This window comes from Streptomyces changanensis (assembly GCF_024600715.1).
Classification (GTDB): domain Bacteria; phylum Actinomycetota; class Actinomycetes; order Streptomycetales; family Streptomycetaceae; genus Streptomyces; species Streptomyces changanensis.
Genome location: NZ_CP102332.1, coordinates 3,304,325 through 3,326,309, shown reverse-complemented (window position 1 = coordinate 3,326,309; position 21,985 = coordinate 3,304,325). Strand labels below are relative to the sequence as shown.

General features: G+C 73.3%; 21 protein-coding genes, 1 tRNA gene and 1 pseudogene. 12 read left to right on the top strand and 11 right to left on the bottom strand.

Going from position 1 to position 21,985, the window contains the following annotated elements; translation table 11 throughout:
• The 4 genes and pseudogenes from NRO40_RS14700 to fhaA all read right to left on the bottom strand — a co-directional run.
• Nucleotides 1-1,497, bottom strand: coding sequence for a Stp1/IreP family PP2C-type Ser/Thr phosphatase (locus NRO40_RS14700; protein WP_058943858.1), 1,497 nt, complete (start codon nt 1,495-1,497; stop codon nt 1-3).
• A gap of 132 nt (nt 1,498-1,629) precedes the next feature.
• Complete coding sequence (locus NRO40_RS14695; RefSeq protein WP_058943859.1) at nt 1,630-2,127, bottom strand: FHA domain-containing protein FhaB/FipA; 498 nt, start codon at nt 2,125-2,127, stop codon at nt 1,630-1,632.
• 10 nt (nt 2,128-2,137) lie between these two features.
• Nucleotides 2,138-2,521, bottom strand: coding sequence for an FHA domain-containing protein (locus tag NRO40_RS30795; RefSeq protein ID WP_391953704.1), 384 nt, complete (start codon nt 2,519-2,521; stop codon nt 2,138-2,140).
• A gap of 147 nt (nt 2,522-2,668) precedes the next feature.
• A pseudogene (gene fhaA, locus NRO40_RS30790) lies at nt 2,669-3,010 on the bottom strand (antibiotic biosynthesis regulator FhaA); the annotation flags it as partial.
• A gap of 556 nt (nt 3,011-3,566) precedes the next feature.
• Between fhaA and NRO40_RS14685 the strand changes: the two are divergent.
• The 4 genes from NRO40_RS14685 to NRO40_RS14670 all read left to right on the top strand — a co-directional run bounded on the left by NRO40_RS14685 (nt 3,567) and on the right by NRO40_RS14670 (nt 6,696).
• Nucleotides 3,567-3,653: transfer RNA gene (locus NRO40_RS14685), tRNA-Leu, on the top strand.
• 207 nt (nt 3,654-3,860) lie between these two features.
• Entirely contained in the window at nt 3,861-5,387 is a 1,527-nt protein-coding gene (locus NRO40_RS14680; protein ID WP_079047318.1) for a DUF2252 domain-containing protein, read from the top strand.
• Between the two features lie 33 nt (nt 5,388-5,420).
• A complete protein-coding gene (locus NRO40_RS14675; protein WP_058943860.1) occupies nt 5,421-6,335 on the top strand; it encodes a J domain-containing protein in 915 nt (304 codons plus the stop codon).
• Nucleotides 6,336-6,351: 16 nt separating this feature from the next.
• A complete protein-coding gene (locus NRO40_RS14670) occupies nt 6,352-6,696 on the top strand; it encodes a rhodanese-like domain-containing protein (RefSeq protein ID WP_058943861.1) in 345 nt (114 codons plus the stop codon).
• Nucleotides 6,697-6,812: 116 nt separating this feature from the next.
• Here the strand turns inward: NRO40_RS14670 and NRO40_RS14665 are convergent, their stop codons facing one another.
• The 5 genes from NRO40_RS14665 to paaA are packed head-to-tail and all read right to left on the bottom strand — an operon-like array spanning nt 6,813 to nt 10,373.
• Nucleotides 6,813-7,871: a 2Fe-2S iron-sulfur cluster-binding protein gene (locus tag NRO40_RS14665; RefSeq protein WP_058943862.1), complete on the bottom strand. Its 1,059-nt coding sequence runs from the start codon at nt 7,869-7,871 to the stop codon at nt 6,813-6,815.
• Nucleotides 7,872-8,369: a 1,2-phenylacetyl-CoA epoxidase subunit PaaD gene (gene paaD / locus NRO40_RS14660; protein ID WP_058943863.1), complete on the bottom strand. Its 498-nt coding sequence runs from the start codon at nt 8,367-8,369 to the stop codon at nt 7,872-7,874. It lies immediately after the preceding gene.
• Entirely contained in the window at nt 8,363-9,103 is a 741-nt protein-coding gene (gene paaC, locus NRO40_RS14655) for a 1,2-phenylacetyl-CoA epoxidase subunit PaaC (RefSeq protein WP_058943864.1), read from the bottom strand. Before paaC ends, paaD begins: the two co-directional genes overlap by 7 nt.
• Entirely contained in the window at nt 9,100-9,387 is a 288-nt protein-coding gene (paaB, locus tag NRO40_RS14650; RefSeq protein WP_058943865.1) for a 1,2-phenylacetyl-CoA epoxidase subunit PaaB, read from the bottom strand. Before paaB ends, paaC begins: the two co-directional genes overlap by 4 nt.
• The gene (gene paaA, locus NRO40_RS14645) at nt 9,384-10,373 is read right to left on the bottom strand and encodes a 1,2-phenylacetyl-CoA epoxidase subunit PaaA (protein WP_058943866.1); all 990 of its coding nucleotides are present in this window, start codon (nt 10,371-10,373) and stop codon (nt 9,384-9,386) included. The genes paaB and paaA overlap by 4 nt, the downstream gene beginning before the upstream one ends.
• Nucleotides 10,374-10,485: 112 nt before the next feature.
• Here paaA and NRO40_RS14640 point away from each other — a divergent pair, with 112 nt between their 5' ends.
• The 3 genes from NRO40_RS14640 (at nt 10,486) to NRO40_RS14630 (ending at nt 13,288) form a co-directional block, all read left to right on the top strand.
• Nucleotides 10,486-11,211, top strand: a complete 726-nt coding sequence (locus NRO40_RS14640) for a DUF5819 family protein (RefSeq protein ID WP_058943867.1) — start codon at nt 10,486-10,488, stop codon at nt 11,209-11,211.
• Nucleotides 11,212-11,498: 287 nt separating this feature from the next.
• Nucleotides 11,499-12,623, top strand: coding sequence for an HTTM domain-containing protein (locus tag NRO40_RS14635; RefSeq protein ID WP_058943876.1), 1,125 nt, complete (start codon nt 11,499-11,501; stop codon nt 12,621-12,623).
• On the top strand, nt 12,620-13,288 hold the full coding sequence (locus NRO40_RS14630; RefSeq protein WP_058943868.1) for a TrmH family RNA methyltransferase: 669 nt from the start codon (nt 12,620-12,622) through the stop codon (nt 13,286-13,288). Before NRO40_RS14635 ends, NRO40_RS14630 begins: the two co-directional genes overlap by 4 nt.
• Nucleotides 13,289-13,499: 211 nt before the next feature.
• Here NRO40_RS14630 and paaN read toward each other — a convergent pair whose 3' ends face one another.
• Complete coding sequence (paaN, locus tag NRO40_RS14625) at nt 13,500-15,194, bottom strand: phenylacetic acid degradation protein PaaN (protein WP_058943869.1); 1,695 nt, start codon at nt 15,192-15,194, stop codon at nt 13,500-13,502.
• Nucleotides 15,195-15,317: 123 nt separating this feature from the next.
• Here paaN and NRO40_RS14620 point away from each other — a divergent pair, with 123 nt between their 5' ends.
• Nucleotides 15,318-16,865: a 3-hydroxyacyl-CoA dehydrogenase gene (locus tag NRO40_RS14620; protein ID WP_058943870.1), complete on the top strand. Its 1,548-nt coding sequence runs from the start codon at nt 15,318-15,320 to the stop codon at nt 16,863-16,865.
• Nucleotides 16,862-17,455, top strand: a complete 594-nt coding sequence (locus NRO40_RS14615) for a TetR/AcrR family transcriptional regulator (RefSeq protein ID WP_058943871.1) — start codon at nt 16,862-16,864, stop codon at nt 17,453-17,455. The genes NRO40_RS14620 and NRO40_RS14615 overlap by 4 nt, the downstream gene beginning before the upstream one ends.
• 105 nt (nt 17,456-17,560) lie before the next feature.
• Here the strand turns inward: NRO40_RS14615 and NRO40_RS14610 are convergent, their stop codons facing one another.
• Nucleotides 17,561-18,088, bottom strand: a complete 528-nt coding sequence (locus NRO40_RS14610; protein ID WP_198549421.1) for an Lrp/AsnC family transcriptional regulator — start codon at nt 18,086-18,088, stop codon at nt 17,561-17,563.
• A 181-nt stretch (nt 18,089-18,269) separates the two neighbouring features.
• Here NRO40_RS14610 and pdhA point away from each other — a divergent pair, with 181 nt between their 5' ends.
• The 3 genes from pdhA to NRO40_RS30590 are packed head-to-tail and all read left to right on the top strand — an operon-like array spanning nt 18,270 to nt 21,975.
• Nucleotides 18,270-19,412 carry a pyruvate dehydrogenase (acetyl-transferring) E1 component subunit alpha gene (pdhA, locus tag NRO40_RS14605; RefSeq protein ID WP_058943873.1) on the top strand — a complete coding sequence of 381 codons (1,143 nt, stop codon included), beginning with the start codon at nt 18,270-18,272 and terminating at the stop codon, nt 19,410-19,412.
• Nucleotides 19,409-20,431, top strand: coding sequence for an alpha-ketoacid dehydrogenase subunit beta (locus tag NRO40_RS14600; protein ID WP_058943874.1), 1,023 nt, complete (start codon nt 19,409-19,411; stop codon nt 20,429-20,431). Before pdhA ends, NRO40_RS14600 begins: the two co-directional genes overlap by 4 nt.
• On the top strand, nt 20,431-21,975 hold the full coding sequence (locus NRO40_RS30590) for a dihydrolipoamide acetyltransferase family protein (protein ID WP_306674872.1): 1,545 nt from the start codon (nt 20,431-20,433) through the stop codon (nt 21,973-21,975). Before NRO40_RS14600 ends, NRO40_RS30590 begins: the two co-directional genes overlap by 1 nt.
• Nucleotides 21,976-21,985 lie beyond the last annotated feature (10 nt).

Genomic DNA, 21,985 nt, shown 5'->3' with positions numbered 1-21,985 from the left:
TTACTGCTTGCCGCAGTTCGAGGCCAGCCTCTTCTCGTCCTCGGTGAGGGTGGGGCCCGGGGAGGGGACGGCTGCGGTGGACGGCTTGGGCTTGGTGGAGCCTGCGGCACCCGTGGTGCCACCGGCCTGCTCCTCGCTGGGCGGCGTGGCGGGGGTCGCCGCGGCGGCCTTGCGGGCCTGCTCCTGCTTGCGGCAGGCACTCGCCTGGGTGCCCAGCTCCTTGATCTTGGCCTCGGCCTTCGCCCGGCTGCCGCCGGCGATCGTCTCCTCGACCTGCTTCTGCTGGTAGGCGGGGAGGTACTTGAGTTCGATGTCGGGGCGGTCCTTCTCGACCTCCGACAGCGAGACCCACGCCAGGTCCTGGCTGATGCCGCGGAAGAGCGCGACGTGGCCGTCGTTGGCGCCGACGTAGTACTGGGTCTGCGTCCAGCGGTAGCCGCCGTAGGCGCCACCGCCGATCAGCGCCAGCACCAGCAGGGCGAAGAAGATCCGCTTGAACCATCTGCGGCCGGTGCGCGGCTTGCTCAGCTCCGCGTCGCCGTACGCGCCGTAACCGCCGCCCTCCGGGGGCATGCCGTCGTAGCCGATGTCCTCGCCGCTGCCGGGCGGGCCGAAGCCGCCGGCCGGCGGCTGCCGGCTCCCGCGCCCCAGACCGGACGCGCGGCCCGCCGGGGTCTGCATGGCGCCGCCGTCGTTGAGCTGCTGCTGGTTCTCGGCGACCGCGCCGACGACCACGGGCGTGTCGCTCAGCCGGCCGGCGAGGGTGTCGCCGCCGTCGACGTCCAGGACGTCCGCGACGATCACCGTGATGTTGTCCGGGCCGCCGCCGCGCAGCGCGAGCTGGATGAGCTCCTGCACGGTCTCCTGCGGGCCCTGGTAGCTGGCGAGCGTCTCCTCCATCGTCTGGTGGGAGACGACGCCCGAGAGGCCGTCGGAGCAGATGAGGTACCGGTCGCCGGCGCGGACCTCGCGGATCGACAGGTCGGGTTCGACGTGGTCGCCACTGCCCAGGGCGCGCATCAGCAGGGAGCGCTGCGGGTGGGTGGTGGCCTCCTCCTCGGTGATCCGGCCCTCGTCGACGAGGCGCTGCACCCAGGTGTGGTCCTGCGTGATCTGCGTCAGGGCGCCGTCGCGCAGGAGGTACGCGCGGGAGTCGCCCACGTGGACCAGGCCGAGTCGCCGGCCGGTCCACAGCAGGGCGGTGAGGGTGGTCCCCATGCCTTCGAGCTGGGGGTCCTCCTCGACCATCATGCGCAGCTGGTCGTTGGCGCGCTGCACCGCCGTGCCGAGCGAGGTGAGGATGTCGGAGCCCGGGACGTCGTCGTCGAGCGTGACGAGCGTGGAGATCACCTCGGAGGACGCCACCTCGCCCGCCGCCTGGCCGCCCATGCCGTCGGCGATGGCGAGCAGGCGCGGGCCGGCGTAACCGGAGTCCTCGTTGCCCTCGCGGATCATGCCCTTGTGCGACCCGGCGGCGAAGCGCAGTGACAGACTCATGCGCACCTGCCCTGTCGACTCTGCCTCGGGGTACAGCCGGTCTCGAGCCACACTGCCCACCCTCCGGTCGGGAGCCCCCTCCGGTCCTCCCGGACCGCTGCGGCTCGCTCGCTCCGCTCGCTCATTGTCGTACTACTTCCGCAGCTCGATGACGGTCTTGCCGATGCGGATCGGCGCGCCCAGCGGAATCGGGGTCGGCGTGGTGAGTCGGGTCCGGTCGAGATAGGTGCCGTTCGTGGACCCGAGATCCTCGACGATCCACTGGCCGTCACGGTCCGGGTAGATCCTGGCATGCCGACTGGAGGCGTAGTCGTCGTCCAGCACGATCGTGGAGTCGTGGGCGCGGCCCAGCGTGATGGTCTGGCCCTGGAGGGCGACCGTCGTGCCGGTGAGCGTGCCCTCGGACACGACGAGCTTGGTGGGGGCGCCGCGGCGCTGCCGCTGCTGCGGCGGTGCCGCCGCCCCCTGGCGGCCGCCCTGCTGCGGGCGCGCGGCCTCGCGGCGCGAACCGCGCTGCGTGACCCGCGTACCGAACAGGTCGCTGCGGATGACCTGGACGGCCACGATGACGAACAGCCACAGTACGGCGAGGAAACCCAACCGCATGACCGTGAGGGTCAGCTCTGACATTGCCCCCGCTTCACCCTTCGGCTTGCCGGTAAACGATGGTGGTGCTGCCCACGACGATCCGCGAGCCGTCGCGGAGCGTAGCGCGGGTGGTGTGCTGCCCGTCCACCACGATGCCGTTGGTGGACCCCAGATCCTGGATCGTCGAGGGCGTTCCGGTCCGGATCTCGCAGTGACGGCGGGATACGCCGGGGTCGTCGATCCGCACGTCGGCGTCGGTGCTGCGGCCCAGCACCAGGGTGGGGCGGGAGATCTGGTGGCGCGTGCCGTTGATCTCGATCCAGCGGCGCGCCTGGCCGGCGCCCGGGGCGTGCCCCGAGGCGCCCGGCGGGCGGTGCGCCGCGGGGCCGGGACGGGGCGCCGCCCCCGCGCCGCCGGGCGGCGGAGCCGCCGGCATCGGCGGGGCGCCCGCGGGCGGGTAGCCGTAGCCGCCGGGACGGCCGGCCTGGCCCTGCGGCGGGCCCGCCGGGCCCGGGTGCCCGCCGTCGACCGGCTGCGCCGACTGCGACGAGCTGGACGCGAGCGTGCGGCTGCGGACCCGGTACAGGCCGGTGTCGAGGTCGTCGGCCTTCTCCAGGTGGACCTTGACGGGGCCCATGAACGTGTACCGCTGCTGCTTGGCGTAGTCCCGGACCAAGCCGGCGAGCTCGTCACCGAGCTGGCCCGAGTACGGGCTCAGCCGCTCGAAGTCCGGCGTGCTCAGCTCGACGATGAAGTCGTTCGGGACGACCGTCCGCTCGCGGTTCCAGATCGTGGCGTTGTTGTCGCACTCGCGCTGGAGGGCCCCGGCGATCTCGACAGGCTGGACCTCGGACTTGAAGACCTTGGCGAAGGTGCCGTTGACCAGGCCTTCGAGACGCTGCTCGAACCGCTTCAGGACTCCCATGGGGCACCTCCTCCGTCGTTGCCGTCCTGGTACTGCTCACTGATCGTATCCACGCGTCGGGAAATCGGCTGGTTCCCCTTCTCTGCCCTGTGGACGAGTGTCACCTCTCACATCTCCCACACGGATCGTAGAGGCGGCCTGTGGACAGTGTCCCGCACCCGGGGCACACCCGGGATGAGTGGGGGGCGAGCCGTTCCGTTCCCACCCGTACCGATCGGCCGGCGGCGCGTTTCTCCATGTGAGCTCTCCGTGCGTCCCGTGGGGGGTGTGGTGGGTGTGGTGGGTGTGGTTGGCGTGGGCTGGTTGGCGTTGGCGGGGTCGGGGTCGGGGTCGGCGTGGTCGGGTGGTCGGCGGGGTGGTCGGTGTCGGCGTGGCCGGGTCGGTCGTGTCAGCGGGGGTGTCGGGCCGGCCGCGCGTGACCGTCTCCCTCCTCCTTGTTCGTCCTCCGGGCCCCCGAAACAACGGATGTGAATCCACCCCGTCCGACGTGCTAATCTTCAGATGTCGCCAGGCGGTCGCACCGAACGAGGTGGGGCCCCGAACGACAACACCCAATGCGCGGGTGGCGGAATAGGCAGACGCGCTGGATTCAGGTTCCAGTGCCCGAAAGGGCGTGGGGGTTCAACTCCCCCCTCGCGCACCACAGGAGACAGGGTCTCCACCCGGACGAAAGTCCGAGTGGGGGCCCTGTTTCGTTGTGCGGTGGTCGCCTCGCGCCGGAGAGTCCGGGTGCTTCCCCGGCGGTGGTCGCGGGTTTGTCCGCCGGTTGTCCACAGGGGGAGACGGGCAGTGGGCGGAGGAGTACGGTCGTCGGCACTGCCGGTGAGTGGACATGGGGAAAGTGGGGCGCATGGACGAGATCCGGGCTGCGGTGCCCGCGCAGCGGACGGGCAGCGGCGGTGCCGCCGGCGCCGGGTCGGGTAAGCCCGGTGCCGGCACCGGTGCCGGTGCGGCGGGCGCGGGTGGTGCGGTGGGACGGATTCCGGTCGTGCCGGGGTTCGCGCGGCGTGCGCCGGGCGCGTACGGGTCGGGCGGGCCGGAGGGACCCAAGGCGCGCGGCAAGGCCCTGCGCGGGCGGGTGCCGCGGTCGACGCACGACGGACTGGAGCTGAGGGGCGGGCGGCCCGACGCCGTGCTCGCCGTCGAGGAGTCGAGCCAGGGCCGAGTGCCGGCGCTCACACCGATACGGGTGGGGCGCATGGCGTCGACGCCGTTCGCGTTCCTGCGCGGGGCGGCGGGGCTCATGGCGCACGACCTGGCGGCGACGCCGGTCACCGGGATCGGCGCCCAGATATGCGGGGACGCGCACGCCGCGAACTTCGGCCTCTACGGAGACGCGAGCGGCCGGCTCGTCATCGACCTGAACGACTTCGACGAGACCGTCGTCGGCCCCTGGGAGTGGGACGTCAAGCGGCTCGCCACCTCGCTGGTGCTGGCGGGGCGGGAGGCGGGCGCCGACGAGGACGTGTGCCGTGCCGCCGCGTACGACACGGTGGGCGCCTACCGCCGCACCATGCGGCTGTTGGCGCGAATGCCCGTCCTGGACGCCTGGAACGCCATCGCCGACGAGGAGCTCGTCTCGTACACGGACGCGCGTGACCTGCTGGGCACGTTGGAGCGCGTGTCGGAGAAGGCCCGGCGGAACACGAGCGCCCGGTTCGCCGCCCGGTCCACGGAACCCTGCGAGGACGGCGGCCGCCGCTTCGTGGACGCCCCGCCGGTGCTGCGGCGCGTGGCGGACGAGGAGGCGGCGGCGGTCGCGGCGGCCCTCGGACCGTACCTGGAGACGCTGCCGCCCGACCGGCTGCCGCTGCTCGCCCGGTACGCCATCCACGACGTGGCCTTCCGGGTGGTGGGCACGGGCAGCGTCGGCACCCGGTCGTACGTGGTGCTGCTGTTGGACCACCGGGGCGAGCCGCTGGTGCTCCAGGTGAAGGAGGCCCGGCCGTCGGCGCTCCTGCCGTACCTGCCGGAGGCCGGCTTCGACGTCGAGGAGCCCGGACACGAGGGGCGCCGGGTCGTGCTGGGGCAGAAGCGGATGCAGGTGGTCAGCGACAGCCTGCTGGGGTGGACGAGCGTGGAGGGGCGGCCGTACCAGGTGCGGCAGTTCCGCAACCGCAAGGGGAGCGTGGACCCGACGGCGCTCTCCGCCGACCAGATCGACGACTACGGGCGGATGACCGGTGCGCTGCTGGCGCGGGCGCACGCGCACAGCGCCGACCCGAGGCTCGTGGCCGCGTACTGCGGCAAGAGCGACGAGCTGGACGTGGCGGTGGCCGGCTTCGCCGTGGCGTACGCCGACCGCACCGAGGCCGACCACGCGGATCTGGTCGCCGCCGTACGCGCCGGCCGGATCGCCGCCGAACTGGGCGTGTGACGGGTGGGTGCCGTGCGCCCGTAGTCTGGTCGGGTGACGACCCCGAGCGACGACGTGACCGGCGCCCCCGAGGCAGCGGAAGCCCACCGGGCCGCCGGAACCCCGGAAGGCCCCGAGACGCCCGAGACTCCTGAAGCGCCCGAGACTGCTGAGGCGCCTGAGGCGCCTGAGGCGCGGCTGGCGCGGGCCGTGCGTGCGGCCGAGCAGGCGCTGATCGAGTTCGAGATCGCGGTGGAGACCTTCCGCGTCGAGGTGGAGAACTTCTCCCGCCTGCACCACCAGAAGCTCGGCCCGACGTACGCGCGCCTCGACGAGCTGGACGCGCTGATCGCCGAGGCGCGGGCGGCGCGGACCGGCGACCCCGACGACCTGCGCAAGGCGCGGGAGGCGCGGGCCATGGTCATGCCGATGCCGGGCGTGGACGAGCTCTTCCACAGCTGGATCGACTCCGACGGCCTGTCCCCGGAGGCCGCGGCCATGCTGAACGAGCAGCCCGTCCAGGCGCCCCGGCGGGTCCGGCCCAGCGACGAGGTGCGTCGGGTCTACCGCGACCTGGTCCGCAAGGCCCACCCCGACCTGGCCACCGAGGACGGGGAGCGCAAGCGGCGGGACGAGTTCATCACCCGGGTCAACGCCGCGTACGCGCGCGGGGACGAGGCGCTGCTGCGCGAGCTGGCCGAGGAGTGGGCGGCGGGCCCGGCGCCCGCGGTGCCGCTGCTGAGCGAGAGCGAGGAGCTGTACGCCCGTCTGGAGTGGCTGGCGCACCGCAAGGAGCTGCTGGCGGCGGCCGCGCGTGAGCTGGAGGACAGCGCGATCGGTGCCATGCTGCGGATGGCCCCCGACGACCCGGACCGGCTCCTCGACGAGGTCGCCGAACAGCTGCTGGCCCAGGTCTCCGAGCGCGAGGCGGAACTCGCGGGCCTGACCGGATCCCCGCAACAGCCCTGAGTAGAAGGACGCACAGATGAACTTCGCACCGCTGCCCACCGTGGACGTCGCGTCCGTACCGGGTGACGCGCTGATCCTCGACGTACGGGAGGCCGACGAGTGGGCGGCCGGCCACGTCGACGGCGCCCTGCACGTGCCGATGAGCGACTTCGTCGCCCGCTTCGGCGAGGTGACAGAGGCGGTGGCCGACGGGCGGCGCGCCTACGTGATGTGCCGGGTCGGCGGCAGGTCCGCGCAGGTGACCCAGTACCTGGTGCAGCAGGGCATCGACGCGGTGAACGTCGACGGCGGCATGCTGGCCTGGGAGGGCGCCGGCCGCCCGATGGTGACCGACCACGACGGCCCGGCGACCGTCGTCTGAAGCCGGAGCCGAGCTGGAGTCCCCACCGGTGGGCGCCGCCCGGCCGGGGGCGTCCGGCGGCCGGGGGCGTCCGGCGGCCGGGGACCGTCTCGCCGTCCGGAGCGGGCGGCGAGACGTCAGCGGTCGAAGTCCAGCTCGACCCGCGGTGTCGTCGGGTGGGACTGGCAGGCCAGGACGTATCCGGCGTCCGTCTCCTCGGACTCCAGGGCGTAGTTGCGGTCCATCCGCACCTCGCCCGTGACCAGGAACGCCCGGCAGGTGCCGCACACGCCGCCCTTGCAGGCGTAGGGCGCGTCCGACCTGCTGCGCAGCACCGTCTCCAGGAGGGTCTCGCCCTCCATGACCGGCCAGGTCCCGGACCGGCCGTCGAGGGTCGCGGTCAGCCTGGCACCGGCCACGTCCCCCGGGGCGCGCCGCGCCGTGGAGGAGCCGTCGTCCACGTGGAAGATCTCCTGGTGGACGCGGCCGCGCTGGACGCCGAGTCCGCGCAGGGCCCGCTCGGCGCCCTGGACGAGCCCGAACGGGCCGCACAGGTACCAGCCGTCCACGTCCTCCACGGGGAGCAGCACCGGCAGCAGCCCGGACAGTCGCTCCTCGTCCAGCCGGCCCGACGGCAGACCCGTCTGCTGCTCCTCCCGGGACAGCACCGTCACCAGCTGGAAGCGGTCCGGGTAGCGGTCCTTCAGGTCGGCGACCTCGTCCAGGAACATCGTCGAGGCGGCCGTGCGGTCGCTCCGGACCAGGCAGAACCGGGCCCCGGGCTCCCGGGCCAGCAGGGTCGCCGCGATGGACAGCACCGGGGTGATGCCGCTGCCGCCGACGATCGCCGCGAAGTACCCGGGCCGCGGCGCCAGGACGAACCGGCCCATCGGCTCCATGACCTCCACGGTGTGGCCCACCGCGAGTTCCTTGAGGGCGTAGGTGGAGAACTCGCCGCCCTCGACGAGCCGGATGCCCACCCGCAGCACCGGTTCCTCACCGGCGGGTGCGGCCGGTGAGCAGATCGAGTACGTACGGCGGACTTCCAGGCCGTCGGCGGAGAACCGGCGCATCGTCAGGTGCTGGCCGGGGGTGTGGCGGAACGCCTCACGCGACTCCGGCGGGACGGCGAGGGTGACGGCCACCGAGTCGTCCGTGAGCCGCTCGACCTCGCTCACCCGGAGCGGATGGAACATCTACAACTCCTTGAAGTGGTCGAAGGGTTCGCGGCAGGTGGCGCAGCGGCGCAGCGACTTGCACGCGGTCGAGGAGAACCTGCTGAGCAGCTCGGTGTCGGTCGAGCCGCAGTGCGGGCAGCGGATGGCGAGGGTGAGGGACACCGGCCCGTCCGGCTGCCGCTGAGGACGGGGCGGGGCTATGCCGAACTCGGCGAGCTTGCGCCGCCCTTCGTCGCTGATGTCGTCGGTGGACCAGGCGGGGGAGAGGACCGTGACCACGGACACCTCGGCCACGCCGTGGTCGTGGAGGATCCGCTCGATGTCCGAGGCCATCGCCTCGACCGCCGGGCATCCGGTGTAGGTGGGGGTCAGTTCGACCGTGACGCGGCCCGGGCCTTCGACCCGCACGCCCTTGAGGACGCCGAGGTCCTCCAGGGTGAGGACGGGCAGCTCGGGGTCGGGTACCGAACCGGCCAGCCGGCTCAGCTCCTCCTCGAGCGGCGTCGCGGTCACCACGACGCCCCCGGGTGGCTGCGGTGCAGGTGCTGCATCTCGGCGAGCATCCGGCCGAACGGCTCGGTGTGCAGGCCCTGGCGGCCGGCGCCCGCGGTCCACCCCGTGGCGCGGGGTCCCTCGGGCAGGCTCAGAGTGGCCCGGTCCAGGACCGCGGCGACCGAGGTGAGCCAGTCGGCCTCCAGCTCCCGCCAGTCGACGTCGAGCCCGTCGAGGGGTTGGAACAGCTCGCCGGTGTACCGCCACAGCGCGTCACACGCCGTCTGCATCCGGTCGTGGCTCTCCTGGGTGCCGTCACCGAGGCGGAGCGTCCACTGCTCGGCGTGGTCCTGGTGGTAGGCGACCTCCTTGACCGCCTTCGCGGCCAGGCCCCGCAGCGTCTCACGGGTCTCGTCACCGGTGTCGGGCGCGGTGGCGGCGACGCGGCCGTAGAGGAGCCGCTGGTAGGTGGAGAAGTACAGCTGGCGGGCGATGGTGTGGGCGAAGTCGCCGTTCGGCTGCTCGACCAGTTGGGCGTTGCGGAAGGCCCGCTCCTCGCGGAGGAAGGCGAGCTCGTCCTCGTCCCCGACGAGGGAGAGCAGGACGCGGGCCTGGCCGAGCAGGTCGAGGGCGATGTTGGCGAGGGCGACCTCCTCCTCCAGCACCGGGGCGTGCCCCGCCCACTCCCCCAGGCGGTGCGAGAGCACCAGGGCGTCGTCGCCGAGGGCGAGGGCCGCCGTGTGCAGGGTGGTCGTCACAGGTGCTGCACCCCCTCGGGGATCTCGTAGAAGGTGGGGTGCCGGTAGGGCTTGTCGGCCGCGGGCTCGAAGAAGGAGTCCTTCTCGTCGGGGGACGAGGCCGTGATCGCCGTGGAGGGGACGACCCAGACGGAGACGCCCTCGCTGCGCCGGGTGTAGAGGTCACGGGCGTTGCGCAGGGCCAGCTCGGCGTCGGGGGCGTGCAGGCTGCCGGCGTGGGTGTGGGACAGCCCGCGGCGCGAGCGCACGAACACCTCCCACAGTGGCCAGTCGCTCGTCGTCATGCCGTCGCCTCCCCGGTCTTCCCGGACGTGCCGCCCGTGGTCCGATCACTGTGCTTCTCGGCGTACGCGGTCGCCGCCTCCCTCACCCACGCGCCCTCTTCGTGGGCGCGCCGGCGCTGGGTGATCCGCTGGTCGTTGCACGGGCCGTTGCCCTTCAGGACCTCGCGGAACTCGGACCAGTCGATGGCGCCGAAGTCGTAGTGGCCGCGCTCCTCGTTCCACCGGAGGTCCGGGTCGGGGAGGGTGAGGCCGAGGGACTCGGCCTGCGGCACGCAGATGTCGACGAAGCGCTGGCGCAGCTCGTCGTTGGAGTGGCGCTTGATCTTCCAGGCCATGGACTGGGCGGAGTGCGCCGACTCGTCGTCGGGCGGGCCGAACATCATCAGCGAGGGCCACCACCAACGGTTCACGGCGTCCTGCGCCATCTCGTGCTGGGCGGGGGTGCCGCGGGAGAGGGCGAGGAGGGCCTCGTACCCCTGGCGCTGGTGGAACGACTCCTCCTTGCAGACGCGGACCATCGCGCGGGCGTACGGCCCGTAGGAGCAGCGGCACAGCGGCACCTGGTTGGTGATCGCGGCGCCGTCCACGAGCCAGCCGATGGCGCCGACGTCGGCCCAGGTGAGCGTGGGGTAGTTGAAGATCGACGAGTACTTCTGGCGGCCGGAGTGGAGCTTGTCCAGGAGCTCGTCCCGGCTGGCTCCGAGGGTCTCCGCGGCGCTGTAGAGGTACAGGCCGTGGCCCGCCTCGTCCTGCACCTTGGCCATCAGGATGGCCTTGCGGCGCAGGGAGGGCGCACGCGTGATCCAGTTCGCCTCGGGCTGCATGCCGATGATCTCGGAGTGGGCATGCTGGGCGATCTGCCGGACCAGCGTCGCCCGGTAGGCGTCCGGCATCCAGTCGCGTGGTTCGATCCGCTCGTCCGCGGCGACGGCGGCGTCGAACACCGCCTCGTACGCCTCCTGCGAGTCCGCAGTCACTGCCGTCATCGAGCCCCCTACCGACCGATCGTTCGGTTGAATGACTTCAATGGTGAGTCGACGGCCCGTATGGTGTCAACCCTGTGGATAACTGCGGTGGAGTGACGCGGAACGGGGCGGGATGGAGTCGTACGACGGGCAGCGGGAACGCGCCGGGCACGCTGTCCACGGCGAAGGGCCAGGTCCGGCCGGGATGGCCGGTCTCTCCCTGCCCTATCAGGTGGCGGCGGCCGTCGCACTCGCGGTGATCGGCCTCGCCGCCTGCCTCCACGTGGCCGTGGTGTTCCTCCACGTCGCCCCGTCGAACACCCTGACCAAGGAGCACGGCGCGGCGGTCGACGCCTGGGTCATGCCGGAGTTCGAGCAGAACTGGAAGCTCTTCGCCCCCAATCCGCTCCAGCAGAACATCGCCGTGCACGTGCGCGCCGAGGTGGTGCGCGACGGCGGACGCCGGGTCACCCCGTGGATCGACCTGACCGGCGAGGACGGGGCGGCCATTCGGGGGAACCCGATCCCCAGTCACACGCAGCAGAACGAGCTGCGCCGCGCCTGGGACTTCTACGCCAACCAGCACGGCGACGACGACCGCGGCAGCGGACTGCGCGCCGAGCTCTCCGAGCGCTACATCCGGCGCATCGCTATGGACCGCTTGGAGGACCACCGGCTGGGCGGACGGATCGAGCGGATACAGATACGCTCCTCCACCACCGGCGTGGGGGCTCCTCCGTGGAGCGACGAGAAGATGGACACGCGGCCCTTCCGCCGGGTCCTGCCCTGGTGGACCGTGACCTCCGCCGACCTGCCGGGCGGCGTCACCGGCGGCCGCGGGACGGAGGTGGCCCGGTGAACCCCAGCGCCCCCCAGCCCGCCGGCAGCCCTGACGGGCGGCCCGTACCGCTCCCGGCTCCCGCGCCGGTCCCCGCGCCGCAGGACCCCTCCGCGCCCCCGGCCTCCCCGGCGCTCCCCGCGCCCCGCGCGGACGACGAGCGCTCCCCACGCCCCCTGGTCCCCGCGCCGCACGGTCCGGCCGGCGGCCCGCCGCCCGCGCCGCGCCGTGCCCCCGCGGCCGGGGCGCACCGCGAAGGGCCGGACCGCCGGCTCGCGCGCGCCATCCACAAGGTCACCGGCACGGTGATGGGTCCGCACCAGACGGCGGTCGTCCGCATCGGGTTCGCCGCGGCCTGGCTGCTGTTCCTCCTGCGCGAGTTCCCGCACCGCCACGAGCTGTACGGGCCGCGGGGCCCGTGGAGCTGGGACATGGCGCGGCGGCTGATCGAGGACAACCACTCCTTCACCGTCCTGATGTGGTCGGACTCCGCGCTGTGGTTCGAGGCCGTCTACGCGGGCGCCGTGCTCTCCAGCCTGCTGCTCCTGGTCGGCTGGCGCACCCGTGCGATGTCCGTCCTCTTCATGGTGGGCGTGCTCTCGCTGCAGAACCGCTCCGTCTTCATGGGCGACGGCGGCGACAACGTCATCCACCTGATGGCGCTCTACCTCGTCCTCACCCGCTGCGGGCGCGCGTGGTCGCTGGACGCCCGCAGGGCGGCCCGGAAGCCCGCTCCTCGGGTCGACCACACGGGGATGGCGCTGTGGACGCTCCTCGGCTTCGGTCTCGTGGCGGTCGTGCTCTTCCGTGACCGCAGCGGCGAACCGTGGCTGATGGCGCTGCTGTGGCTGCTGTGGCTGGCGCAGGGGGCGTGGTGGCTGGTGTGCCGCTTCGCCCCCGGCGAGCCCCGCACCCTGCTCGATGTCCTCGCGAACCTGCTGCACAACGCCACCCTCGCCGTGATCATGGCCGAGGTGTGCCTGATCTACGCGACGGCCGGCTGGTACAAGATCCAGGGGTCCCGCTGGCAGGACGGCACCGCGCTGTACTACCCGCTCCAGCTGGACTACTTCACTCCCTGGCCGGCCCTCTCGGACATCCTGGCGGGCAGCGGGGTGGTCGTCATGCTGATCACCTACGGCACGGTGATCGTGCAGGTGGCCTTCCCGTTCACGCTCTTCAACCGCCGCGTCAAGAACGTGCTGCTGGCGGTGATGATGATGGAGCACGCCGGGATCGCCGTCCTGCTGGGCCTGCCCTTCTTCTCGCTCGCGATGATCGCGGCGGACGCCGTGTTCCTGCCGACGGTCTTCCTGCTGTGGCTGGAGCGGCGGGCCCGCACGGCGGGACGGCGGCTGCGCCCCGGCGGTGGGCCGCGGGCCGACAAGCGGCCGGCGCCGGACGCGCCGGACACCCGTACCCTCGTCGGGTGAGCAGCGAGACCCCGACGGACATCCCCCTCCAGTACGACGACGGCTACGGCCCCGAGGTCGGGGTCGGACCGCACCCCCGGCCGTGGCCGCAGGGCGAGCGGTACGACCCCGAGCTGCTCGCCGGTGGCGACCGGCGCAACGTCGCCGACCGGTACCGGTACTGGACGCGTGAGGCGATCGTCGCCGACCTGGACACCCGCCGGCACGACTTCCACGTGGCCGTCGAGAACTGGGGCCACGACTTCAACATCGGCTCGGTCGTCCGGACCGCCAACGCCTTCCTGGCGAAGGAGGTCCACATCGTCGGACGGCGGCGCTGGAACCGGCGCGGCGCGATGGTCACCGACCGCTACCAGCATGTCCGCCACCACCCCGACACGGCGTCGCTCACGGCGTGGGCCGAGGCCGAGGGCCTGCCGATCATCGGCATCGACAACCTGCCGGGGGCGGTGCCGTTGGAGCGGACGGAGCTCCCCCGCCGCTGTGTGCTGCTGTTCGGGCAGGAGGGCCCCGGCCTCACCGAGGAGGCGCGCCGGCACGCGCGGACGGTCTGCTCGATCGCCCAGTTCGGCTCGACCCGCTCGATCAACGCCGGCGCCGCCGCGGCGATCGCCATGCACGCCTGGATCCAGCGCTACGCGGAGATCACCGACGGCCCCGCGTGAGGCCGCCACCCGTCTGGGGAGGCGGTCCGGGGAGGCGTGGGCCGCCGAGGCGGCTCGTCACGTGGTGGCTCCGGCGTCGCGGGGCGGCTCTGGCGTGCCGGGGTGGCTCCGGCGTCCCGGGGAGGGTCGGCCTCCCGGCCGGCCGGCGTCCCGGGAGAGAGCCCCGGGACGCCGGACGGTGCGCAGGCGACAGAGGCCGGGCGGGGATGGGTCACGCCGGGCGGCGGACCTCCACCACCCGGAAGCGGTTCGCGACGAAGGCGCTGTCGCACAGGGCGGCGTTGGCGGCCGGGTTGCCGCCGGAGCCGTGGAAGTCGGAGAACGCCGCGGTCTGGTTGACGTAGACGCCGCCCGTGAGGTTCAGCGACAGCTGCGCCGACTCCTCCAGGCACACCTCCTCGACCGCCCGCTCCACCTCCCTCGAGGTCGTGTACGCCCCGACCGTCATGGCGCCCTTCTCGCGGACGGTACGGCGCAGCAGCTCCAGCGCGTCGGTGGTCGAGTCCACCGACACGGCGAACGAGACCGGGCCGAAGCACTCCGACATGTAGGCGGCCTCCGCGTCCGGCTTGGACCCGTCGAGCTTCACCACGAGCGGCGTGCGGACCACGGCGTCGGGGAAGTCCGGGTGGGTGACCTCGCGAGAGGCCAGCGCCACCTCGCCGAGCCCGGCGGCCGCCTCCAGGCGGGCCTTCACGTCGGGGTTGACCAGCGCGCCCAGCAGGCCGTTCGCCCGGGCGTCGTCGCCGAGCAGGCCGTCCATCGCGGCCGCGAGGTCCGTGACGACCTCGTCGTACGTCTTGTGGCCGGCGTCGGTGGCGATGCCATCGCGGGGGATCAGGAGGTTCTGCGGGGTGGTGCACATCTGGCCGCTGTACAGGGAGAGCGAGAAGGCGAGGTTGGCCAGCATGCCGCGGTAGTCGTCGGTGGAGTCGACGACGACGGTGTTGACGCCGGCCTTCTCCGTGTACACCTGGGCCTGGCGGGCGTTCTCCTCCAGCCAGTCGCCGAACGACGTGGAGCCGGTGTAGTCGATGATCCGGATCTCCGGGCGGACGGCCAGGGTCTTGGCGATGCCCTCGCCGGGGCGCTCGGCGGCCAGGGCCACGAGGTTGGGGTCGAAGCCCGCCTCGGCCAGCACCTCGCGGGCGATCCGCACCGTCAGGGCGAGCGGCAGCACCGCGCGCGGGTGCGGCTTGACCAGGACGGCGTTGCCCGTGGCGAGGGAGGCGAAGAGGCCGGGGTAGCCGTTCCACGTGGGGAAGGTGTTGCAGCCGATCATGAGGGCGATGCCCCGGGCGACCGGCGTGAACGCCTTGCGCAGCTGCAGCGGGTCCCGCTTGCCCTGCGGCTTGGACCACTCGGCGTCGCGCGGCGTGCGGCTCTGCTCCGCGTACGCGTAGGCCACCGCTTCCAGGCCGCGGTCCTGGGCGTGCGGGCCGCCCGCCTGGAACGCCATCATGAACGCCTGCCCGCTGGTGTGCATCACCGCGTGCGCGAATTCGTGCGTACGGGCACTGATCCGCGCGAGGATTTCCAGGCACACCAGGGCGCGCGTCTCCGGGCCCGCCTCCCGCCAGGCGCCCATGCCGGCGCGCATCGCGGGCAGCAGGACGTCCACGTCGGCGTGCGGGTACTCGACGCCCAGCGCCGGGCCGTACGGGGAGACCTCCCCGCCCGTCCAGCCGTCCGTGCCCGGCTGGTCCAGCTCGAAGCGGGACCCCAGCGTGGCGCGGTGGGCGGCGAGGCCGTCGGCGGCGCTCAGCGAGCCGTTCTCCCCGTAGGCCTTGGGGTGCTCCGGGTGCGGGGACCAGTAGGCACGCGTCCGGATCGCCTCCAGCGCCTGGTCGAGTGTGGGCCGGTGCCTCTCGGCCAGGTGGGCGGGGGACAGCTGCGCGGCGGCCATGGCGGACCAACTCCTCGGTGAGCTGGGCGGGGACAGGCGGACAGAGCTAGAGTAACCGAACGATCGGTCGGGACAAGGGGGTCTCTCGGACCTGTGGACAACGCATCGGGGAGGATCACTGGTATGACCGACACAGAGGCCACCACCCGGGCCGGGAGCGCCGTCGAGCGTGACCGGACCGTCGCCGTCGTCGGCACCGGCACCATGGGCCAGGGCATCGCACAGGTCGCGCTGGTCGCCGGCCACCCCGTCCGCCTGTACGACGCCGCCCCCGGCAGGGCCGCGCAGGCCGCCGAGGCCGTCGTCGGGCGGCTGGACCGGCTGGTCGCGAAGGGCAAGCTGGCCCAGGAGGAGCGGGACGCCGCCGCGGCGCGGCTGACACCCGCCGGCAGCCTCGGCGAGCTGGCCGACGCGGCACTCGTCGTCGAGGCGATCGTGGAGAGCCTCCCCGTCAAACAGGAGCTCTTCGCCGCCCTGGAGGAGACCGTCGACGAGGGCTGCCTGCTCGCCACCAACACCTCCTCCCTCTCGGTCACCGCCATCGCCGGCGCGCTGCGCCTCCCCGGCCGCTTCGTCGGCATGCACTTCTTCAACCCGGCGCCGCTGCTGCCGCTCGTGGAGGTCGTCAGCGGCTTCGCCACCGACATCACCTCCGCCACGCGCGCGTACGAGACGGCCCGTGCCTGGGGCAAGACCCCCGTGGCCTGTGCCGACACCCCCGGCTTCCTCGTCAACCGGATCGCCCGCCCCTTCTACGCGGAGGCGTTCGCCGTCCACGAGGAGCAGGCCGCAGACCCCGCCACCATCGACGCCGTGCTGCGCGAGTCGGGCGGCTTCCGCATGGGCGCCTTCGAGCTGACCGACCTCATCGGCCACGACGTGAACGAGGCCGTCACCCGGTCCGTCTGGGAGGCGTTCTTCCAGGACCCGCGGTTCCGGCCGTCGCTCGCGCAGCGCCGCCTCGTCGAGGCCGGGATGCTGGGCCGCAAGACCGGCCGCGGCTGGTACACGTACGACGACGGGGGCGCGCACCACCCCGAGCCGCACACCGCCGAGGCCGCGCCGCCGCCCGAGCACCTCGTCGTCGAGGGCGACCTCGAACCGCACGGCGAGCTGCTGGAGATGATCCGCGAGTCCGGCATACCCCTCCGCGAGGAGGACGAGGACAAGGGCACCCGGCTGGTGCTGCCCACCGGTGGCCAGCTGGTCGCGGCCGACGGCCAGACGTCCGTGGAGTTCCGCGACGTCGTCTACTTCGACCTCGCCCTCGACTACCGCACGGCGACCCGCGTCGCCCTGGCCGCCGGTCCGGACACGTCCCCCGAGACGCTCGGGCAGGCCGTCGGGCTCTTCCAGGCGCTCGGCAAGAAGGTGAGCGTCATCGCCGACGTGCCCGGCATGATCGTCGCCCGCACGGTGGCACGGCTCATCGACCTGGCCCACGAGGCCGTGGCCAAGGGTGTCGCCACCGAGGAGGACGTCGACACCGCCATGAGGCTCGGCGTGAACTACCCCCTCGGCCCGATCGAGTGGAGCCGCAGGCTCGGCAGGAACTGGGCCTACGACGTGCTGGACGAGATCCACCAGCGCGACCCGTCGGGGCGGTGCGCGCCCTCCCTGGCCCTCTTCCGCCACTCCTACGCCGACGACAAGCGGGAGACCGGACGATGACCACCGCCAGGCGGGACACCTACACGCCCGAGACGCTGCTCTCCGTCGCCGTCCGGGTGTTCAACGAGCGCGGCTACGACGGCACGTCCATGGAGCACCTCTCCAAGGCGGCCGGCATCTCGAAGTCCTCGATCTACCACCACGTGACGGGCAAGGAGGAGCTGTTGCGGCGGGCGGTCAGCCGTGCCCTGGACGGCCTCTTCGCCGTCCTCGACGAGGAGCCCGCCACGCGCGGGCGGGCCGTGGAGCGGGTCGAGTACGTCACGCGGCGCACCGTCGAGGTGCTCATGGACGAGCTGCCCTACGTGACGCTCCTGCTCCGCGTGCGCGGCAACACGCGGACCGAGCGCTGGGCGCTGGAGCGGCGCCGCGAGTTCGACCACCGGGTCGCCGACCTGATGAAGGCGGCGGCGGGCGAGGGGGACCTGCGGTCCGACGTGGACATAAAGACCGCGACGAGGCTCCTCTTCGGCATGGTCAACTCCATGGTCGAGTGGTACCGGCCGCAGCCGGGTGACGGTGCCGACCGCCAGCAGGTCACGGACACGGTCGTCCGGCTCGCCTTCGACGGGCTGCGCACCGGGCACTGAGCCTCCGGCGGGACTCCCCCGGACACAGGCATCCCGGCGCGAGTCCCGCCCCCTGAGTGAGCTCCCGCCGCGAGCCCCCGGCGGGGCCTTGGCGTGGCGCGGTCGCTACGCCTCGTCGACCGCGAGCCTGCGGTTGAGGTCCGTCTCCTCGAACACCAGCAGCGTCCGGGTCGACAGCACCTCCGGGATGGCCTGGAGCTTGGTCAGGACCAGCTCCCGCAGGGTGCGGTTGTCCGGCGTGTGGACCAGCAGCAGGACGTCGAAATCGCCGCTGACCAGGGCGATGTGCGCGGCACCCGGCAGTGCCTGGAGCTGTTCGCGGACCGTGCGCCAGGAGTTCTGCACGATCTTCAGCGTGATGTAGGCGGACGCGCCCTGGCCCGCGCGCTCGTGGTTGACGCGTGCGCTGAAGCCGCGGATCACACCGTCGTCGATGAGCCGGTTGATCCGCGCGTAGGCGTTCGCGCGCGACACGTGGACCCGTTCGGCGACCGACCGTATCGAGGCGCGGCCATCCGTTTGGAGGATCCGCAGGATGTCCCGGTCGATGGCGTCGAGGGGGCGCGGCGGAGGCGCCGCCTGGTCGTCCGGAACGCCCTGCTCGCGGCCCTCGGCCATTTGTTCAGCTGCCATGTCCCCCCGCCTTCCTCTCGTGGACGACCTGCCCCTATCCCAGGCTGTGCAAAACCGTTTGTCCACAGGCTGAGGGCGCCTGTAGCCAAATTGGATCCACGACCGAACAATCGGTAGGTGAGGCGCGCCACATCCGCGCCGCCCTCGGGTGTTATGCCCACTCCCACGAGGAGGTGCTGTCATGACGGTCCAAGAGCTGCCCGGCGCGGCCTCTTACCGGTTCACCCCGCCACCGGCGTGGAAGCCGCGCACGGATCCGGCGCCGCTGCTCCCGGACCCCGAGCCCTTCCGGGTGCTCGGCACGGACGCCGCCGCCGGATTCGCCCCCGCGGTGCTGCGCCGGCTCTACGCCGAGCTGGTGCGCGGCCGCCGGTACAACGCGCAGGCGACCGCCCTCACCAAGCAGGGCCGTCTGGCCGTGTACCCCTCCAGCACCGGGCAGGAAGCCTGCGAGGTGGCCGCCGCGCTCGTCCTGGAGGAGCAGGACTGGCTCTTCCCGTCGTACCGGGACACCCTCGCCGCCGTGGCGCGCGGCCTCGACCCCGTCGAGGCGCTGACCCTGCTGCGGGGCGACTGGCACACCGGGTACGACCCGCGCGAGCACCGCATCGCCCCCCTGTGCACCCCGCTCGCCACGCAGCTGCCCCACGCCGTGGGCCTGGCGCACGCCGCCCGCCTCAAGGGCGACGACGTCGTGGCCCTGGCCATGGTCGGCGACGGCGGCACCAGCGAGGGCGACTTCCACGAGGCGCTGAACTTCGCGGCGGTCTGGCAGGCGCCGGTCGTCTTCCTCGTGCAGAACAACGGCTTCGCCATCTCCGTGCCGCTCGCGAAGCAGACCGCGGCCCCCTCCCTCGCGCACAAGGCCGTCGGCTACGGCATGCCGGGCCGGCTCGTCGACGGGAACGACGCCGCCGCCGTCCACCAGGTGCTCTCCGAGGCGGTGGCGCGGGCCCGGCGCGGTGGCGGCCCGACGCTCGTCGAGGCCGTGACGTACCGCGTCGAGGCCCACACCAACGCCGACGACGCGACGCGGTACCGCGGTGACGGCGAGGTCGAGGCCTGGCGGCAGCACGACCCGATCAAGCTGCTGGAGCGGGAGCTGACGGAGCGTGGACTGATCGACGAGGACGGCGTACGGGAAGCGGCCGAGCGGGCCGAGGCCATGGCGGCCCGGCTGCGCGAGCGGATGAACGCCGACGCCGTGCTCGACCCCATGGACCTGTTCACCCACGTCTACGCGGAGCAGACCGCGCAGCTGCGGGAGCAGGCGGCGCAGCTGCGGGCCGAGCTGGACGCCGAAGCGGAAGGTGACGAGCGATGACCACCGTGGCCGCCAAGCCCGCCACCGCGGCGAAGCCCGCGACCATGGCGCAGGCCCTCCAGAGGGCCATGCGCGACGCGATGGCCGAGGACCCGACCGTGCACGTCATGGGTGAGGACGTCGGCACCCTCGGCGGTGTCTTCCGGGTCACCGACGGACTGGCCAAGGAGTTCGGCGACGACCGGTGCACGGACACGCCGCTCGCCGAGGCCGGCATCCTCGGCACGGCCGTCGGCATGGCGATGTACGGGCTGCGGCCGGTCGTCGAGATGCAGTTCGACGCCTTCGCGTACCCCGCCTTCGAGCAGATGGTCAGCCACGTCTCGCGCATGCGGAACCGGACGCGCGGCGCCATGCCGATGCCGCTCGTGGTCCGCGTGCCGTACGGCGGCGGCATCGGCGGCGTCGAGCACCACAGCGACTCGTCCGAGGCGTACTACATGGCGACTCCGGGGCTCCATGTCGTCACGCCCGCGACGGTCGCCGACGCCTACGGGCTGCTCCGCGCGGCCATCGCCTCCGACGACCCGGTCGTGTTCCTGGAGCCGAAGCGGCTGTACTGGTCCAAGTCGGACTGGTCCCCCGACGCCCCCACCGCCGTCGAGCCCATCGGGCGGGCCGTGGTGCGGCGTACCGGCCGCAGCGCCACCCTGATCACCTACGGTCCCTCCCTGCCGGTGTGCATGGAGGCGGCGGAGGCGGCGCGGGCCGAGGGCTGGGACCTGGAGGTCGTCGACCTGCGCTCCCTGGTGCCGTTCGACGACGAGACGGTCTGCGCGTCGGTCCGGCGCACCGGGCGCGCGGTCGTCGTCCACGAGTCGACCGGCTTCGCCGGGCCGGGCGCGGAGATCGCCGCGCGCGTCACCGAGCGGTGCTTCCACCACCTGGAGGCACCGGTGCTGCGGGTGGCCGGCTTCGACATCCCGTACCCGCCGCCGATGCTGGAGCGGCACCACCTGCCCGGTGTCGACCGGATCCTGGACGCCGTGGCGCGGCTCCAGTGGGAGGCGGGGAGCTGATGGCCCGGGTCCTGGAGTTCAAGCTGCCCGACCTCGGCGAGGGGCTCACCGAGGCCGAGATCGTGCGGTGGCTCGTCGCCGTCGGGGACGTCGTCGCCATCGACCAGCCGGTCGTGGAGGTCGAGACGGCCAAGGCGATGGTCGAGGTGCCGTGCCCCTACGGCGGTGTGGTCACCGCCCGCTACGGCGAGGAGGGCGAGGAGCTGCCGGTCGGCGCACCGCTGCTCACCGTCGCCGTCGGCGCGCCGGACGACGGCGCGCCGGTCGCCGGCGTGCCGGCGGACGCCACCGGCGGCTCCAAGCCGGCCGCGCCCGCCCCGGAGCCGGGCTCCTCCGGGGCCGCCCCCGTGGGCGGCGCGGAGGAGGGCTCGGGGAACGTGCTGGTCGGGTACGGGACGAGCGCGGCCGCCGCCCGGCGCCGCCGCGTCCGGCCCGCGGCGCCCGTCGGCGCGGCGGCACCGGCGCCGCCCGCCTCCGCCGTGCCCGCCCCCGCCGCCGCGCCGGCGCCCGGCGCGGTGACCGGCGCCCCGGTCGCATCCACGGCTTCGGCCGCCGAGGCCGTGCGCGCCGTGTCGGTACCGGTCGACGGTCCGGCCGGGGCTTCCGCGCCCGCCGCTCCGCTGGACGGGCCGGTCCCGGTGATCTCGCCGCTCGTGCGGAAGCTCGCCCGGGAGCGCGGTCTCGACCTGCGGCAGTTGCGCGGCTCCGGGCCGGACGGGCTGATCCTGCGCGTGGACGTCGAGCGGGCGTCCACCGCCCCGGCGCCCTCCCCCGAGCTCACGCACACCGCGTCCGGGGTCACCGTGTCCGGGCACACCGCGCCGACGCACACCGCCCCGGCATCCGGGCAGGGGGCCGAGGAGCGGGTGCCGCTGCGCGGGGTGCGCGGCGCCGTCGCGGAGAAGCTGTCCCGCAGCCGCCGGGAGATCCCCGACGCGACCTGCTGGGTCGACGCGGACGCCACCGAGCTCATGGCGGCCAGGGCCGCGATGAACGCCGCCGGGGGGCCGAAGATCTCCCTGCTGGCGCTGCTGGCCCGCATCTGCACGGCCGCGCTCGCCCGGTACCCCGAGCTCAACTCCCGGGTCGACCAGGAGGCCCGCGAGATCGTGCGGCTCCCCGCGGTGCACCTGGGCTTCGCCGCCCAGACGGAGCGCGGCCTCGTCGTGCCCGTCGTCCGCGACGCGCACGGGCGATCGGCCGAGTCGCTGACCGCGGAGTTCGCCCGTCTCACCGAGGCCGCGCGGACCGGGTCCCTCTCCCCGGCGCAGCTGACCGGCGGGACGTTCACGCTCAACAACTACGGCGTGTTCGGCGTCGACGGCTCCACGCCGATCATCAACCACCCCGAGGCGGCCATGCTCGGTGTGGGGCGCATCGTCCCCAAGCCATGGGTGCACCAGGGCGAGCTGGCCGTCCGTCAGGTGGTGCAGCTGTCGCTCACGTTCGACCACCGGGTGTGTGACGGCGGCACCGCCGGCGGCTTCCTGCGGTACGTCGCCGACTGTGTCGAGCATCCGGCGGTCCTGCTGCGCACCCTGTAGCGGCACCCCG